An 18,980-nucleotide genomic window follows, 5' to 3' on the forward strand; every position below is an offset into this window, starting at 1 on the left:
AAATAACGCATAAATAAGCTATAAAAAATCAATAACGTGCGACATTCAACTAAAATAATATCTAAATAACGCACAAACACGAATGTTAACCATGCAACTAGATGAAATTCATAAAACACTGATTATCAGTTATTAGGGTGATTTTAACGCCAATAAATGGCAGTAAATAATAAACAGTTAGTGTAAAAGCTACACATTTATGTAACATTTGCATTACATAACGCTTAGATAAAAAAAATCCGCTATGTAAATTACATAGCGGATTAACTTACTATTTTAATAGTCTATTTATCCCAAAAAATAGGTTTAGCTAAATACCCAATACTTCCGGCCTCAGGATCTTGTTTTAACACCTGTTCCAGATTAAAATTGATAGAATAGGATGCAACAGCAAATCGACGTGGCCACATATTCGTTTGTGGATATTCTTGCGTGTATACATTACCAGGTCGATTGTACCCTTTGTATATACCCGTAGTTTCATTATATTGATTTGAAGCATCAGCACAGAAATTCATTCTTCTCATATCAGAAAACAATTCTGGTGAATAAGATAGTGCGATATACTTCTGAATCATAATATGACTCAATGTTAATACTCCAGCACTCTGAACTACAGAAGTACTATTCAGGTAAGCATCAGCATGAAGCCCCATAGTTTCAATATGCGACTTTATACCCGCTTTATAAGCCGCTAAAGCCTCTTGACGATTTCCTTTTTTGAATTGTACCTCTGCCTCAATAAATTTCATTTCTGCATAAGTCAATAACAAGCCTTTAGACCCTTTTAGTGTATACCAAGTACCTAAGAACTTCTTAGTACCTAGGGTATCTTTAGCTATATCCATAGGAACAGTACTTCGTAACAACTGTATATATTGCGTTTCAGTAGTTGCAATACCAGCGCCCGTAATCGTTGCCATATTTACTCCTTCTGTCCATACAGTATCTATATATCGTGTATTACCATTCGGATTCAACTTCAATATACCATAGCTCGCGGCTAATAATTTATAGCGTGGATCCTGAACATTATTATTACCCGAGGGTGCCCCAGTATAGTTATTATTAATATAATCAAGATACAACTTCGTCAAACGTGTTGCACTATTGTTTTGATATTGTAAGGAGTTTGTAGCCGAATTACCAGAGATAGCTTCGTCTTGATACGCATATATCGCACTCTCCTCATTGGATGCAGGGCCTAGTTTTAATGCCGCCAAGATAGCATCAGGGTTATACTCAGTAGTCTTAGACAAATGGTTCAAATGTCTAGCCTTGATACCATAAGCAAATTTAATCCACTTCGAAACATCACCAGCAAATAAATAATCACCTTTAGCAAGTGAAATAGCAGCAGGCCCTTGTGCTTTTTGAAGCTCCAAAATTCCTTCATCCAATAGTGCTAAAGCTTTTTCATAAATCAATGAACCATCATCATATTTGGGATTCATAATAGAAGCATCAAAAGCCTCCTCATAAGGTAGCATTCCATACAAATCAGCAAGGGTCAAATAACCTAAAGCATACATTATCTTTCCTACACCTATATAGTGGTAAGACTCTGTCTCTTCAGCCTTTTGTATCATTGGCGCAATATTGGAGGCACAATTTACAAACCATGCTTGATAAGGCCATGCTACACTCGCTGCAGTAGAATACCATCTACTCAGATTATAATTATTACTACTAGAACCCGTTGCTGCCAATTGGCCTATGATTAAAGAAGTACGTGTTCCAGCACTTTCATAGCCATCCATAAATTGTGCTAAAACAGGAGGCAGACGTAAATCTGGAGTAGGTACAGATTCATCTGCGGAATTAGGATTATCGTTGACATCTAACCACTTCTCACAAGATGACATTACTAAAGATGTAGCTATCGCTAATATTGAGAATATTTTTTTCATTTTCTAAAATTTTAAGTTGACACCAAATGTTACCCCTCTTGTACTTGGAACACCAGCATAGTCAATACCAACAGAACCAGATCCTACCACACCAGCACCTGCAGCACTAGATTCAGGATCCATCCCTGTATAATTTGTAAACAACAATAAGTTAGTCCCCGTTAAATTAAAAGAAACACCTTTAAATACTTTCGATTTTGCTAAGACTTCCTTCGGCAAATCATACCCTAAAACTATAGAACGCAACCTCACCCAATTGACGTCTTCGATGAAATTAGCCGTCTCCTTAACAAAATAATCTTGATAAAATTTTTGATCTGCTACTACCTCTTTAGACACCGCTTCATAAGCATCGGTAGATGGATTTTTGGCAACACCTGTCAAAGTAATCTTGTCTCCACGACTTGCTGTTTGTTCACTCAAGCCATATTGTGTCAATAAATACTCTGTACCATTCAAGACAGCACCACCTTTACGGAAATCTATCAAGAAAGACAAATTCCAGTTTTTATAGGTAAAGTTATTATTCAAACCACCGATAAATCGAGGTTCTCTATTGGCTAAATAATTAGTCTCTAAAGCCGATACCGTTGGTAATCCTGTATTCCAATCCAAAATAACATTACCGTCCGTATCTCTATTCCATTTAGCACCAGAAATACCCATAAAAGCACCATTTTCAAAAGAAGCTGCTTTACCACCTGCTACTTGTACATCTGTAACATACAATATCGAAATATCACCCGGCAGATCCTTTACAGTACCTCTATTACCTGACATATTTAAGGCTACATCCCATACAAAATCTTGTCTTTTGATAGGTGAATAATTCAATGTCAATTCTAAACCTCTATTTTGTAATGTACCAGCATTCACATACTTCAATATATATCCCGTAGCATTATCTACACGAGGCTGTAATATCTGATCCACAGATTTATTATCATAATAGGTGAATTCTACGCCCAATTTGTTATTGAAGAATTTCAAATCAGTACCAATTTCAAATGACTGTGTTTTTTCAGGCTTTAGGTTAGGATTACCAATTGTCCATTCATTTCTAAAACCGCCACCTACAGTCATTTGTACATCTTTCAGGTAAGTCGCTGTCTGATATGCTGGAGCATCTTTACCTACCTCAGCCCATGATGCCCTCAACTTACCATAGCTCAGGATACTATTTTTCTCAAACAACTCCGTAAAGATTAAACTTCCGCTGTAGGAAGGATACATAAAAGAGCGATTTTGAATAGGTAGCGTCGAAGACCAGTCATTTCTTAAGGTTACCCCTAAAAAGGCATAGTTTTTATACCCAACTTTGGCATCACCAAATACACCTACACGGCGTACACGGTTCAAATTTGAATAAGAGAATTTATCTTGCGCTTTCGCATTATTTAAAGATAGAAAATTAGGTAATATAAAATTCTGTGCTCTATTCGATGTTGTATTAAGGTTAATATTTTCGGTAGACAAACCGGCCAATACATTCAAATTCCAATCTGGATTGATGTCAACATTATAATTTAACAATAAGTTGTTATTTATAAAATTATATTGTCTAATAGTTTCTGAAAGCATACCATTCTGCCAATCTAATTTTACAGCAGAGCCTTTAGCAATTACAGACTTATAGTTGGATGTATATTGGTCAATACCTAAACGATACGTAAAATCAAGTCCTTTAGCTAATTTTGCTGTAGCATAAAATGTACCTAAGAAACGATCTGTCTTATCTGTCTGTGGATTCTTATTCACTATCCAATACGGATTATCAATATTGTTTTCTAAAAGAATAGATGGAAACATCAAGTTCTGATCCCCATTAGGCAATTGCCAATCTTTCATGTTTCTATTTCTTGGCCAAGCAATAATAGATTCCATATATCCGGAGCCACTTCCACCCCAGAGACCTGAGCCTGTTAATGTTTTTTGTGTATTTGACACAGAATAAGATGCATTGGCACCAAAAGTCAAAATACCATAACGTTGCTCCCCATTCAAACGAAATGTAGTACGATCATAATCTGTGGTAGGGACGATACCCGTCTGTTTGAAGTTAGATCCTGAAAGGTAAAAATTCCCTGTAGCACTACCACCAGTCACATTAAAGCTATTATCAAATGAATAACCAGTATCAAAGAAATCTTTTAAGTTATTATAGATAGGCTCCCCAGGCGTAAACTCATTACCCCAAGACCAATAGGTTTCTTCTGTGTATTTGTTATTATAATTGGATCCCTGTTTGTATTTTGCTTGCTGCTCTGGCAATTTGTTTACCCAATTGGCACCCGTTCTAGAATTTACACCAATCGAGACAACACCTTCTTTACCTTTTTTGGTTGTTATCACAATTGCGCCAGCAGCAGCACGAATACCATATAGTGCCGCAGCCGTAGGTCCCTTCAGTACAGAGATAGACTCAATATCCTCTGGGTTGATATCCATTGCTCTGTTGCCATTTGTCGTTGAAATATTGGTACTCCCATTCACTGCTGACATATCGCCTACACCAGTAGAGTTATCCATGGGCATACCATCGATAACAAACAAGGGTTGATTGTCACGCTCCAATGAAGTACCTCCTCTAATAATGATGGAAGATGATGCTCCCGGTGCTCCTCCAGAATTAGTAATATTCAAACCCGCAATTTTACCATTCAATGAATTGATAATATTAGGATTTTTATTCTTCATTAATTCGTCTGCTTTAATATCCTGAACTGCATATCCTAATCCTCTTTTTTCTTTTTTGATACCCAATGCGGTAACAACCACTTCATCAATAGCTTCATCAGCATTGGCAAGTGTTACATTATACACATTAGATGAACCTACTGTTTCGGCCAGTTGATTTGCTCCAATAGATCTAAAAAGTAAAACTTCACCTGGTGCTGCTTGAATAGAAAAAGTACCATCTGAATTGGTTTGCACTGACCGATTAGTCCCTTTGACAACGACGGTTACATTACTCAAAGCTTCTCCAGAGGAGGATACCACTTTGCCGGTAATAGATTTTTGCTGAGCCATCAAGCAAGATGCAAATAATGCCACCCCGCAAAATGTGAGAAGAAATCTTCTTTTCATGAATAATCAATAATTAGGTTATAAAACATAATCTCCAAATTATATTCAGAGACATCATATTTAGATTATACAAGTCTAATAAAAAAATGTTTCCTTCAATAGGTTTTTTATAAAAAAAAGCAAAAAAATGCAATCTAAACCCTAAAAATAAAGACAGAAAGTCTCAAATATTGCAATATAACGCAATAAACCCATCTGTTAAAGAGGAAACTTACCTAAAAATAGTAAGAAAGCATTTGCAAAAAGGCAAAAAATAAAAAAAGGACTGACACATACGCATCAGACCTTTTTATAACTAAAAACACAATATTTACTTACAACACACCAAAAGAACGTACCGATGCAATAGGGGTTCCCATGCGAAATCCAGCAAGATTGTGATGATATATACGTCCAATTAATCATCTCAGCTTCAAATAGCAATTACATAGTACCCTTTGTAGTTAAATAAAAAACTAGACGTCAAGAAAGCCTTTGGAGTTTGGAATTATATGTATCCAATGGTAAGAAAAACTATCATCAGGTATTATCAAGCAAAAACGCCTTCAAAGTTTAGTATACTTTGAAGGCGTTTGTTACCACTATAATATCCTACTACTTTGCCTGTACTGGCTTAGCGATATAAGGGCTTTCATTACCCAAACGATCTACCGCTTTCACAGCGACATCGTATAATGTTTTACCCTCTTTCTTCTTTGGCAACAATTTACCTGTAAGCCCAGGTTCTAAAATTTCTGTTGTCCATACCTCACCATATCTTGTATACAAAATCCATTGTCTTATCTCATCAGATTGCTTATGTAACCACTTCGCATAAATACCATCTTTCTCCGTTGTCAACAACAATGTCGGTTGTAACAAAGGATTAGCATTCAACCATGGCGTCAATGGAACTAACGCTTGCTCTTGATACATTGAAGATTTAATCTTATTGAGCATTGTTGGATTTTTTGTCAAACCTGCAATACTCCAATGTACAGCACCAGGGCTATTAGGGACAAGTTCACGTGTTGCTTGTAATTGATTAACAATCTCTGTAGGTTTATCAGCAGCTCTTATTTCTACGGTATTCAATCCTGGCCACAAGTGTCTATTGTGTTTATTCTCCGACTGCCACCATTTTAATAAAGCCGTAAAGCTTTGTTTTGGAGGATTAATAGGCCAATACAACTGAGGAGTAAAATAATCTACCCATCCTTGGTTCCACCACAATTTGGCATCGGCATATAACTCATCATATTGTGAAGAACCTGTAATACCAGCAGGATATCCAGGCTTCCAAATACCAAATGGACTTAAGCCAAATTTGACATGATTTTTTTCTTCTTTAATTTCTTTATATACACGTTCAATAAAACGATTCACATTATCTCTACGCCAATCTGGTCTTGACAATGTACCACCATTTGTTTTATAAGCTTTCCATGTTTTATCATCCGGAAAATCAGCCCCTCCATTATAAGTCGCATAAGGATAAAAATAATCATCAAAATGCACACCATCGATATTATAACGTTTTACAATATCATTAACTACAGCAGCAGCATGATCTTGTGTACGCTGATCCGAAGGATCAAACCAATACATACCGTTCTTCAGACGAACGATATAATCTGATGCTTTACGAACCATAGATTCATTTGTCACTTGGCCACCATTTGAATGGTGTGCACGATAAGGATTCAACCAAACATGCAGCTCTAATCCGCGCTTATGTGCCTCTGCTGTCCAAAACTCTAATGGATCATAATATGGTGTTGGTGCTTTACCAATTTCGCCATTTAAAAAGATGGACCAAGGCTCTAGTTTACTATTATATAAAGCATCTGCCGATGGACGAACCTGAAATATTACAGCATTAAAATTATTGTCTTTTAGCAGATCCAATAATGCAATCGCTTCTTTTTTCTGATCCTCCGTAGAAAGATTACGCTTACTAGGCCAATTAATATTAGCTACTGTCGCTACCCAAGCAGCACGAAATTCGCGAGGCACTTTAGGTAATTCAACTTTCAAGTTTTCTTCAGCTACAGGTGTTTTTGCTACAATACCTTCTTTTACAACCTTTTTAGGAATTCTATCATTAATAACAATAGACGTATCTACAGTAATCGTTACAGCACTTGCTTGTACGGGGCTTTCTAACACTTTAGTCTTTTTAGACTTACACGCCATAAAAAGAGTTGACATAATGCCAACAAGCACAAAATATCTTATAAATTTAATTGTCATAGACGACAAATCTACTGTATTTAGCTTGATTAATTACGATTGCAATTGAAAACGTATTTAATTTTTTACAATTCCGTTAATACCTTAAACTACTTTTTCTCCATCTAAAAATACAGCCTTAACATTAAAATCATGATCGAAAGCCGTAATATTAGCACGGAAACCTTTTTTCAGTTGACCTACATCTTGCAATTTCATCAATCGCGCTGGATACAATGTGGCCATACGAATAGCTTCACCTATATCCATATTAACGTTCTTCACACAATTTTCAATAGCCATCAATAAAGACAAAGCAGAACCAGACAACGTGCCGTCAGGTAAAATATAATGATCGCCATTCAATATGTGCTGATACACAGAAGTACTACATGAAGCAACAGCATCTGTAATTAAAAACAATCGCTCGCCCATCATTTTTTTACTCAGCTTGACGGCATCATAATCCACATGAATACCATCTACGATGATAGAAGCACAGACCGTATCGTGGTTGAAAGTGGCACCAGGCACACCCATATCACGGTGATGCAATGGTGACATGGCATTCCAAAGGTGTGTAACCGCAGGAATGCCAGCATCAAATGCCGCTGTAGCTTGTTCAAATGTAGCATTACTATGTCCTGCACTTACTAGTATATTCTTTTCTTTAAGGTAATCCAATGATGCTATATTCGCAAGTTCAGGAGCCACAGTCATAATCTTCACCACATCGTCAGCCTCAGATAATAGATCTACCAAGACAGGAACAGCGATAGGAATCACTAGATCCGCAGGATGTGCTCCTCTTTTCTTTTCATTAAGAAATGGACCTTCAAGGTGTAAGCCTGCTGCCGATCTCCGCGTAGAGGATTTAAATATTGATATAGCTTCCTTAAACAATGCTATACTATTAGTGGCCAATGTCAAGTAAAAAGTAGTACAACCTTGTTTCAATAAGTTATTTTCTATCCTTTGGATGCATTCGCTAGTCAAATCTGCAGAATACAAATCCGATCCTGTACCATAAATCTGTAAATCTATCAATCCTGGACAGATAGTAGCTCCTTTTAAATCATATTTTTCGTATTGATCAGGTATCGTATTCGCATCAACTATATCCTCGATTAATCCATCTTTAATTAAGATAGATTGACCAAATAAAACATCATAATTGGTATAGATGGTTCCATTGTATAAAGCAATAGGTTTATTCATAATGCAATTTAATCATTTCAAGATTCATTTTGTTTATTTTAATAGTCCTTGTACCTTAGTATAAAATTTAAATCTCTAAAAATTGAAAAATCCTAAATCTGAAAGTATACGTGCAATGCATATTATAAACGGTATTGCTATCACTGTCTTCATATTGGGTATTTTATACAAAATATTTATCGACAAATAAACATGGCACAAAAAGAAATTTTAAACACAAAAAATGCTCCTGCGGCTATTGGACCTTATAATCAAGCTGTAAAAGCAGATAAAACATTATATGTATCAGGTCAAATCCCCTTGATTCCGGAAACAATGGAACTGGTAGAAACTGGGGTGATAGATGAGACACATCAAGTTCTAAAAAATGTAAATGCTATCTTAGAAAATGCAGGATATACTTTCAATGACGTCGTAAAAGCTTCAATCTTTTTGAGTGACATGGGCAATTTTGCAGCTGTAAATGAAGTGTATGCACAATACTTTACAGAAAACCAACCTGCACGTGAATGCGTGGCCGTAAAGACATTACCAAAAAATGTAAACGTAGAGATATCCGTTATCGCCTGGAAAGGATAACACCAAATTTTAAAAGCTACTCTAAAAGGTAGCTTTTTCTTTTAATTAGCGATTATAACACCGCTATATTACCTATGAAAGATGAATAACAAAAGCGTACACAACAGAGAAATTCAAATCTTGCTATTTTAAAAGGTAACATATAGAGCAGCACGACTTGCATCAGCACATTGACCATTAGTAATTTACATTTACAAAATCGGGTTTAGTAAAGTTTTTAGTAAATTAGCCCTTATACAACATGGCTAATTTATCATATATCACTCCCATAGAATACCTCAAAGGTGTTGGTCCTCAAAAAGCAGATGTGCTCAAAAAGGAGCTACAGCTATTCACTATTGGTGATTTATTACAATATTATCCATTCCGCTATGTGGACCGTACCCAATTCCACAAGATAAGACAGCTACATGCTGACTTGATAGGAGCCCAAGTATTAGGAAGATTAATTTCGTTGAAAGAAGTCGGAGAAAAGAAAGGGAAAAGATTAGTAGGACAATTTAGAGATGAAACCGGAAGTATGGAATTGGTTTGGTTTCAAAGCATCATATCGCTCAAAAAAGGACTTAAAGTAGGATCGGTATATATTATATACGGCAAGCCTACAGAATTCAATGGTCATATTTCTATCACCCATCCGGAGATGGAGTTATATAATTCTACAGAGAAAAAAGTAGGTAATATGACAATGCAACCTGTCTATTCATCTACCGAAAAACTAAAAAAATTTAATCTAGATACTAAAGGAATACAAAGGCTTCAGCAAACAGCTCTTGAAACCGTATACAATTCAATATCAGAAAATTTACCGCAGTATATTCTAGATAAGAATAAACTTATAGATCATAAGAAAGCGATGCTTTCTATTCATTTTCCACAAAATGTAAATGATCTAAATGCCGCAATTCAACGTTTAAAATTTGAAGAATTATTCTTTATTCAATTACGTCTATTGCGAAATAAACAACTCAATACGCAGAAATACAAAGGACATATTTTCAATCAAGTAGGCGAAAAATTTAATACTTTTTTCAATGATCGTTTACCCTTTCCATTAACAAATGCACAAAAACGAGTAGTTAAGGAAATCCGTTTAGACACCAATACTGGCGCACAGATGAACCGTCTTGTACAGGGGGATGTAGGATCAGGTAAAACTGTCGTTGCACTGATGAGTATGCTACTAGCTATAGACAATGGCTATCAAGCATGCATGATGGCTCCTACAGAGATCTTAGCAACACAACATTATCACGGCTTAAAGGAATTATTGGGCGATGGCATATGTACTGTAAAACTATTAACAGGATCCACAGGGACAAAAGAAAGACGCATTATACATCAAGAATTAGAAGAAGGAACCTTAGATATCTTGATTGGAACCCATGCATTAATTGAAGATAAGGTCAAATTCAAAAATATTGGTTTTGTTGTTATTGATGAGCAGCATCGTTTTGGTGTAGAACAGCGCGCAAAATTATGGCGCAAAAATACAATTCCTCCGCACATGCTTGTAATGACGGCCACACCAATTCCTCGAACATTAGCAATGACAATGTATGGAGATTTGGATATTTCTATTATTGATGAACTACCTGCCGGTCGAAAACCTATCAAAACTGTACATTTCTTTGAAAATCAAAGACTGCGCGTATTTGGTTTTATGCGCGAAGAAATTGCCAAAGGAAGACAAGTTTATATTGTATATCCATTGATCAAAGAATCGGAGAAACTAGATTTATTAAATCTCGAATCTGGCTTAGAAAGTTTACAAAAAGAGTTCCCCCTACCTGATTTTAAAATAAGTATTGTACACGGCAAAATGCCTGTGAAAGACAAAGATTTTGAAATGCAGCGATTCGTCAAAGGGGAAACACAGATAATGGTAGCTACAACGGTAATAGAGGTCGGAGTAAATGTACCCAATGCCTCTGTGATGGTGATAGAGAACGCTGAACGATTTGGCCTTTCCCAATTACACCAACTAAGAGGTCGTGTAGGACGAGGTGCTGAGCAGTCCTTTTGTATATTAATGTCAGGTAATAAGCTGAGTAAAGAAGGACGTACACGAATAGAAACTATGGTTCAAACGAACGATGGTTTTGAAATTGCTGAGGTAGATTTACAATTACGTGGCCCTGGCGACATATCAGGTACCCAACAATCAGGTATATTGGACATGAAAATTGCTGACTTAGCTAAAGACCAACAAATATTAGCACGCGCAAGACAAACCGTAATAGATATTTTCAAAGAAGACCCTAATCTTCAATTAGAAAAGAACAATACACTGATTTATTACCTCAACCAACGTACTCCAGGCATAATTTGGGATAAGATTTCCTAAAAACCAACACAGGGGGCAAAATTGGAATAAGATAGTCTAAATTCCTATTTAATAATATAAAAATACACTTCATTACAAAAACATTTTATTAAAAAACAGCAAAACATTTATTATATTTTTATATTTGGGATGTATATTTAATGTATTAGATATCACAATTTAGCACTAACGAATTATTCTTACACATCTCCTAAATGAGCTTTTCTCATATTATTTTTAAACGTCTAAATTGGAATAATATATCCATAAAAAATAGACTTCTTGCTGTATTTAGCTTCTCTCTAATTATCTCCTCTTTAATAAGTATTATTGTCAATATATCAATCGATTTACCATTTGAAGCCAATATAGTAGTCATAATTATTACGTTAATACATTCCTCCGCCTTTTATTATTCGATAAGGAATTTGATATCCGATAAAGAAAGATGTTTGTACCTTGGTATCCTAGTTACATTTCTACCAATAGGCTGGATATTCAACGGAGGATTACTAGGCTCCATACCGATGTTTTTCTTTATTTATTTCACAGCGAGCATCTTATGCTTAACCCCCAATTATCGTAATTATTTCATTGCATATATACTTTTTTTAACAGCTCTAGTTTTAGTGATACAGAATTACTATTACGACATCATTATCCCATATTCATCCGTCAGAACACAGATATTTGATATGAAACTAGCTTTTCTACAAGTCATAGCTATTACACTTATTATCACAATTACTTTCACAAGTATCAATGATGACATACAGCTAAAAATTATTAAACAAAAAGAAAAACTACAAGAATCTTATACCCAACTTGTTATCGCTAAAGAATATGCAGAAAAAGCAACCCTTGCAAAGACAAATTTTATCATGAATATCAGCCATGAAATACGAACGCCCTTAAATGGGATCGTTGGTATTGCAGATTTATTGAAAATACAAGTACTTAATGAGGAACAAAAAAAACTCGTTCAATCTTTAGATATTAGTAGTAAAACATTGGTGGATCTCATAAATGACCTGTTAGATCTATCGAAAATCGAAGCCAATAAATTAACATTAAACAACGAAATATTCGATATTAGACAGACAGCGATAGAAACTAATGATCTAATGATTACGCAAATTAAGGATAAAAACATAAATTTGTATACAGCTGTATTAGAGAATACACCTAATTATATACTATTAGATAGAGTTAAATACAAACAAGTTCTTATTAACTTGCTAAGTAATGCTATAAAATTCACTAATCAAGGTTATATTAATTGTACTATTAGCTATGATGCTAATAAATCAGTATTAACAACTACTGTTGAAGATACAGGTATTGGTATTGCTGATGAGCATCATAATAAATTATTCACACCATTCACACAGTTGAATACAACAAATAGCATTGAAAACAATGGTATTGGAATGGGTTTAGCGATTTCCAAAAAATTGATAGAACTAATGGATGGAGAAATCACAGTTGAAAGTACAATTGAAAAGGGTTCTTGCTTCAAATTTACGATACCTAATATCACTATCAATCAAGAAGCAATAGCACGGAATAAAAACACGGAAAAAACAAATAATAAACTAATGCAAGAACAAAAAGTATTACATATACTAATATCAGAAGACCATAAAATAAATCAAATCGTATTAGCAAAAATGCTTGAAAAGCTTAATCATACTTATGAATTTGCGAATAATGGTCAAGAAGCAGTAGATATTTGTGCACACAAAACATTTGATGTCATTTTAATGGATATTCAAATGCCTCTTATTAATGGTATAGAAGCGACGAAAATAATCGTTGACAATTGTAAAAAAGAAGGTAGAGCAGTACCAAAAATTATAATATGCTCTGCCAATGTAACTCAAATTGACAATAAAGAGCAATTAACTAACTATGTAACTAATTACTTATTAAAACCAATCAGTTTAGACCAATTGAATACTACAATAAACAATGCATAAATAATAAAGGGGCAAATTAAAAAATTTGCCCCTTTATTATTTATGCATTGGAATAATATTACATCATTCCACCCATGCCACCACCCATTGGAGGAGCACCAGCACCAGCATTTTCTTCTGGTTCATCAGCCAATACACACTCCGTAGTTAATAACATTGAAGCTACAGAAGCAGCATTCTCTAACGCTACACGTGAAACTTTAGTAGGGTCAATAACACCTGCACCAATTAAATTTTCAAATTTATCTGTACGCGCATTGTAACCGTAATCTGCAGTACCTTCTTTAACTTTTTGTACAATTACAGCACCTTCGATACCCGCATTGAAACAAATTTGACGTAAAGGCTCTTCGATCGCACGCTTGATAATATCAATACCGATATTTTCGTCTTCGTTAGCACCTCTTAAATCTTTTAACGCTTCAGAAGCACGGATGAAAGCTACACCACCACCAGCTACGATACCTTCTTCTACAGCTGCACGAGTTGCATGTAAAGCATCATCAACACGGTCTTTTTTCTCTTTCATCTCTACTTCAGTAGTTGCACCTACATAAAGAACAGCAACACCACCAGACAACTTCGCTAAACGCTCTTGTAATTTTTCACGATCGTAATCAGAAGTAGTAGTTTCGATTTGAGAACGAATTTGAGCTACACGCGCTTTAATATCATCAGCATTACCAGCACCATTGATTACTGTAGTATTATCTTTATCGATCACTACCTTTTCAGCTTGGCCTAAGTAAGACAATTCAGCATTCTCTAATTTGAAACCTCTTTCTTCAGAGATTACTGTACCACCAGTCAAGATAGCGATATCTTCTAACATAGCTTTACGACGGTCACCAAAACCTGGAGCTTTAACAGCAGCCACTTTCAATGAACCACGGATTTTGTTTACTACTAAAGTAGCTAACGCTTCTCCGTCTAAATCTTCAGCAATGATTACTAAAGGCTTACCTGTTTGTACTTGTTTCTCTAATACAGGTAATAATTCCTTCATGTTACTGATTTTCTTGTCGTAGATCAAGATGTAAGGGTTTTCTAATTCCGCTTCCATTTTGTCTGGGTTAGTAACAAAGTAAGGAGATAAATAACCACGGTCGAATTGCATACCTTCTACCGTTCTTACTTCAGTTTCTGTACCTTTAGCTTCTTCTACAGTGATTACACCGTCGTTACCCACTTTTTCCATTGCTTCCGCAATTAATGAACCGATTACTTCGTCATTATTTGCAGAGATAGAAGCTACTTGTTTGATTTTATTATTGTCTTGACCTACTGTTTGAGATTGTGCTTTTAAGTTAGCAACAACAGCCGAAACAGCTTTATCAATACCACGTTTAAGGTCCATTGGGTTAGCGCCTGCTGCTACAGATTTAATACCTGGTGCAACGATTGCTTGTGCTAATACAGTAGCAGTCGTAGTACCATCACCTGCTTGATCAGCAGTTTTAGAAGCTACCTCTTTTACCATTTGAGCACCCATGTTCTCGATAGAATCTTTCAATTCAATTTCTTTGGCTACAGTAACACCATCTTTAGTGATCGCTGGAGAACCAAATTTTTTCTCAATGATTACATTACGTCCTTTAGGACCTAAAGTTACTTTTACTGCATTTGCTAATGTGTCAACACCTTTTTTAAGTGCTTCACGCGCTTCAACATTATATCTTACTTGTTTTGCCATTTTTTGTTTAGTTGAGTAATGTGATTAATTTTACTAATTTGTATCTACTTTACTTATTTGCTATAAACCAATTATTAAAGAACTGCGTAGATATCAGATTCACGCATAATTAAGTACTCTTTACCTTCATAAGTAATTTCTGTACCTGCATATTTACCATACAATACTTTATCACCAACTTTAACCGTTAATGGTTCTTCAGGTTTTCCAGTACCTACAGCTACAATCGTACCTTGTGATGGTTTTTCTTTTGCTGTATCAGGAATATAGATACCAGATGCTGTTTTTTCTTCTGCAGGAGCAGCTTCTACTACTACTCTGTCTCCAATAGGTTTAATATTTAATGCCATAATTATATAGTTATAGTTTTTTCTTTAAGTTACTTAATCAATATCACCAATTGTGCCAATTGACATAAAGATTAATTTTTGTCACTTTTTCCTAATATTAGTAATTTTTTGACAGTGTTTAGTCGACAAATTGTCACGTTGACAGCAAAATAATGTAATAAAAAAGCCCTACCAAAAATTGGTAGAGCTTATCAATATTGTATAATTTGATTACTTAGTAGAATCAGGGGCAGTTGTTGGAGCTGCTTGATTTTGCACTGGATTAGTATTCAAATTCAATGGAGCACTTTGAATAGGCACTTCAATATCTTTTGACAAATTACCTCCTGTACTAACATTTGCAGCAGGGCCTACTATATTAAGTGCAATACTAAGCACAATTAGAAGGATCGCCATCGTCCATGTTCCTTTTTCTAAGAAATCACCTGTGCGTTGCACTCCCATCAAGTTACTTCCGCCTGCAAATCCTGATGATAAACCACCGCCTTTAGGGTTTTGAATCAATACGAAGAATGCTAAAATTACACTCACCAAAATAATCAGGATAATAAATAATGTTGTCATTTTTATATTATAAAATTATAAGTTCTTTTCTAATTCTTGAATTTGGGACGCAAAATACGATTTTTTTTCTGGATATTTCAAAATTAATTTATTCAAAACCTCAATTGATTTCTGAAATAGACCTTGCTCTTTGTAAATGTTTGCTAATGTTTCAGTTACAAATACATAATTATCTTCAGCACTTTGCCTAGCCATATTTTCAGTATTCAAATTTTCCGCTGAAGGAGCCTGAATGATAGGTTCTTTACGAATAAAACGTTCAATGATAATATCCGTCTTTTTGGGCTCCGTCACTGGCAAAGGACGACTTCTTACCTGCTCACTAAGCTTCTCTTCAGGGTCTTGAAAATGAAAGAAATTCTCTTTTATTTGTTGATCAAGTATATGCTCATCAATTTTATTAAAATCTATAACAGTATTGAACGAATTAGATTTTTGACCAGCAGAAACAATAAATGGCTGATAAGTACTAGCATGTTCAAGTCTTGTTTTTTGCAACCACCATCTAAAACTATACGGCATCAAATCGTCATTATAAAGACTTACATTATCTGCATCTTGAACATCGTCGATAGCTAGTTCCTCTTGTTCTATTTTATCTTTCTTACTTTCAAATACCAGATAATCTACCATAACGCTACCTTGGTTTACAAGAAGATCTAGCTCATCTTGTTCTCTTTGGTCCTCTTTATCTAAAGAGCTAGCCTCTTCCATAAGGCTTTCATTATTAATCAGGATATCGTCGTCTAAAGCTTCTTCTTGAACTAATTCTTGCACTATATCAACAGTATCCAATTGCTCTTGCAAATCCCCACTTAACAATACGCTATCATCAAAAGATTCAACTATTGCCACCTCGTCTACGCCCTCAAGGTGATTGACAGAAGTAGGCGCAGTATCATCATACAAATCTGATTCCGAAGAAATATTTTCAAATTGCTCACTCGAAACATCTTCTACTAAAACCTCGCTGTCATCAACAACAATTTGATTCACGAAAGCATAAAGCCATGCTGCACTTTGTGCATATAGTAATGCTAATGACTTATTCGGTGAGCCTTCTTCACATTGTACTTTTCTTCGCTCGTAGGCAAATATCAAAGGCTGTGAATAAGGATAACGTACAATCAGCTGCAGCAAATCTTCCTCCGATAACTGAGAAGGATCTTTGAGCGCCTGTGTATATAATGTATGCTGTGAATGACTTAGTTCTCTCATAAAAGGTTAATTACTACCAATTAGCAAATGCTTTGTTATACACATCCTCTGTCAACATTTTAATAATGTCAGTATTTATTTTTGCTTCATACGCTGTAATATCAGCGCCAGGGAAATCTTGAAACTGTGAAAAACTATCTTCAAAATCGCTTTCTCCGGTAGGATCCAATTTATTCGTGTATTTCACTTTAACAGTAATGGTCAGACGACTACTCTCGGCTCTATCTGTCGTGCCCGAAATCACCCCAGCAGGCCCAATAACATAACTTGTGATCACGCCTTCAAATATGGCATCTCCATCATTATTCACCTGACTAAGACTAGATTGCGTACGAATTCTATCTTTTAATGCTTCGGTAAAGTTTTGACTTAGGGGTGTATAAACCAATGGTGATAAATTTTCAAAATACATCACCGTATACGTATTCATTCCTTTGGGAATAGAACCACCGGTAAAGCTATATTTAACACCACAACTTTGCACCAATAAAACCATCAAACACAAAAGGCTGATTGATTTTAAATGTTTTAATACCTTGCACATAAAAAGTTCTTATTCTAAATTTAAGTCTTTTATTTTTCTATATAAAGTACGCTCTGAAATACCTAATTCATAAGCTGCTGCCTTGCGTTTCCCTTTATGTTTTTTTAATGCCTTTTTTATTAAGTCGGACTCTTTGTCCACTAATGAGAGCGACTCTTCCACTTCTTCGGCCTCTTGTGTATCCAAAGGAACATAATTACTATTACCATTAACAGCAGATACAGCTGAAGGATTATGAATAATTGTCGGTGTAGAGATTTTTTGCTCCTCACTATATAATTGGGCAGGTACAGGACTCACCTCTTGATAAAGTTGATTAATATAGGGAGTATGTTGCTCAAAAGAAGAGCTGTCAACACCATTTTGAATCAATTCAACAACTAATTTTTTCAAATCAACCATATCCTTTTTCATGTCAAAAAGGACCTTATATAAGATATCTCTCTCCGAGAAATCTTCTCTACCTTGCTCTTTAAAAGTCATCGGTAGTGTACTTGTTTTATGCTCTTCGGGCAAATAACGATGTAAGATAACAGCATCTACTACGCGTTCTTTTTCTAAAACAGCTATCTGCTCAGCGATATTTTTTAGCTGCCTAACATTTCCAGGCCAAGAATAGCTCATTAATAACTCTTGAGCATCTGACGTTAATTGTACATTAGGCGACCTATATTTATCCGTAAAGTCAACTACGAACTTACGAAATAGCAAGTAAATATCCTCTTTACGTTCGCGCAGCGGTGGTACTTTCAAAGGAACAGTATTTAACCTGTAATATAAGTCCTCTCTAAACTTACCTTTTTTAACCGCTTCATAGACGTCTACATTTGTTGCTGCTACGACACGAACATTTGTTTTTTGAACTTTTGAAGATCCTACACGAATGTATTCTCCAGATTCTAAAACACGTAACAAACGTGCTTGTGTATTTAAAGGAAGCTCACCAACTTCATCCAAAAATATGGTACCGCCATCTACAACCTCAAAATATCCCTTACGGGCCTCATGTGCTCCCGTAAAAGATCCTTTCTCATGCCCAAACAATTCTGAATCTATCGTTCCTTCGGGAATGGCCCCGCAGTTTACTGCAATAAAAGAACCATGTTTGCGCGCACTCATTTGATGTATTATATGCGAAAACACTTCTTTACCAGAACCACTTTCACCTTGGATCAATACCGAAATATCTGTTGGCGCGACCTGCTTAGCTACATCAATTGCACGATTAAGCAAGGGGGAATTCCCAATAATACCAAATCTATTTTTAATATTTTGAATATCCATCATGGCAGCAAGTTTAA

Annotated in this window: 14 protein-coding genes; 4 read left to right on the forward strand and 10 right to left on the reverse strand. The window is 35.4% G+C overall.

Annotated elements, in window-relative coordinates; translation table 11 throughout:
• Positions 1–284 precede the first annotated feature (284 nt).
• The 4 genes from IP023_RS03955 to nagA form a co-directional block, all read right to left on the reverse strand.
• The gene (locus IP023_RS03955; protein WP_241788951.1) at positions 285–1,910 is read right to left on the reverse strand and encodes a SusD/RagB family nutrient-binding outer membrane lipoprotein; all 1,626 of its coding nucleotides are present in this window, start codon (positions 1,908–1,910) and stop codon (positions 285–287) included.
• A gap of 3 nt (positions 1,911–1,913) precedes the next feature.
• Positions 1,914–4,997, reverse strand: coding sequence for a SusC/RagA family TonB-linked outer membrane protein (locus IP023_RS03960; protein ID WP_241788952.1), 3,084 nt, complete (start codon positions 4,995–4,997; stop codon positions 1,914–1,916).
• A gap of 594 nt (positions 4,998–5,591) precedes the next feature.
• Positions 5,592–7,187: a glycoside hydrolase family 10 protein gene (locus tag IP023_RS03965; protein ID WP_241788953.1), complete on the reverse strand. Its 1,596-nt coding sequence runs from the start codon at positions 7,185–7,187 to the stop codon at positions 5,592–5,594.
• 126 nt (positions 7,188–7,313) lie between these two features.
• Entirely contained in the window at positions 7,314–8,426 is a 1,113-nt protein-coding gene (gene nagA, locus IP023_RS03970) for an N-acetylglucosamine-6-phosphate deacetylase (RefSeq protein ID WP_241788954.1), read from the reverse strand.
• Between the two features lie 82 nt (positions 8,427–8,508).
• On the opposite strand from nagA, the gene IP023_RS15875 reads away from it, so the two are divergent.
• From IP023_RS15875 to IP023_RS03985, 4 genes are all read left to right on the forward strand, one after another.
• On the forward strand, positions 8,509–8,616 hold the full coding sequence (locus IP023_RS15875; RefSeq protein ID WP_317224525.1) for a DUF6728 family protein: 108 nt from the start codon (positions 8,509–8,511) through the stop codon (positions 8,614–8,616).
• Positions 8,617–8,618: 2 nt separating this feature from the next.
• The gene (locus tag IP023_RS03975; RefSeq protein WP_241788955.1) at positions 8,619–9,005 is read left to right on the forward strand and encodes a RidA family protein; all 387 of its coding nucleotides are present in this window, start codon (positions 8,619–8,621) and stop codon (positions 9,003–9,005) included.
• Between the two features lie 241 nt (positions 9,006–9,246).
• A complete protein-coding gene (recG, locus tag IP023_RS03980; RefSeq protein ID WP_241788956.1) occupies positions 9,247–11,352 on the forward strand; it encodes an ATP-dependent DNA helicase RecG in 2,106 nt (701 codons plus the stop codon).
• Positions 11,353–12,026: 674 nt separating this feature from the next.
• On the forward strand, positions 12,027–13,310 hold the full coding sequence (locus IP023_RS03985) for an ATP-binding protein (protein WP_241788957.1): 1,284 nt from the start codon (positions 12,027–12,029) through the stop codon (positions 13,308–13,310).
• Between the two features lie 58 nt (positions 13,311–13,368).
• Here the strand turns inward: IP023_RS03985 and groL are convergent, their stop codons facing one another.
• The 6 genes from groL to IP023_RS04015 all read right to left on the reverse strand — a co-directional run bounded on the left by groL (position 13,369) and on the right by IP023_RS04015 (position 18,963).
• Positions 13,369–15,003, reverse strand: a complete 1,635-nt coding sequence (groL, locus tag IP023_RS03990; RefSeq protein WP_241788958.1) for a chaperonin GroEL — start codon at positions 15,001–15,003, stop codon at positions 13,369–13,371.
• A 74-nt stretch (positions 15,004–15,077) separates the two neighbouring features.
• Positions 15,078–15,353 (reverse strand): co-chaperone GroES, encoded by a 276-nt coding sequence (locus tag IP023_RS03995; RefSeq protein WP_241788959.1) that lies wholly within the window; start codon positions 15,351–15,353, stop codon positions 15,078–15,080.
• 210 nt (positions 15,354–15,563) lie between these two features.
• Positions 15,564–15,917: a preprotein translocase subunit SecG gene (gene secG, locus IP023_RS04000; protein WP_241788960.1), complete on the reverse strand. Its 354-nt coding sequence runs from the start codon at positions 15,915–15,917 to the stop codon at positions 15,564–15,566.
• A gap of 15 nt (positions 15,918–15,932) precedes the next feature.
• Positions 15,933–17,135, reverse strand: a complete 1,203-nt coding sequence (locus tag IP023_RS04005; RefSeq protein WP_241788961.1) for a hypothetical protein — start codon at positions 17,133–17,135, stop codon at positions 15,933–15,935.
• 13 nt (positions 17,136–17,148) lie between these two features.
• Positions 17,149–17,679, reverse strand: coding sequence for an LptE family protein (locus IP023_RS04010; protein WP_241788962.1), 531 nt, complete (start codon positions 17,677–17,679; stop codon positions 17,149–17,151).
• Between the two features lie 9 nt (positions 17,680–17,688).
• A complete protein-coding gene (locus IP023_RS04015) occupies positions 17,689–18,963 on the reverse strand; it encodes a sigma 54-interacting transcriptional regulator (RefSeq protein WP_241789131.1) in 1,275 nt (424 codons plus the stop codon).
• Positions 18,964–18,980: the final 17 nt, after the last annotated feature.

This window comes from Sphingobacterium rhinopitheci (assembly GCF_022627575.1).
GTDB lineage: Bacteria > Bacteroidota > Bacteroidia > Sphingobacteriales > Sphingobacteriaceae > Sphingobacterium > Sphingobacterium rhinopitheci.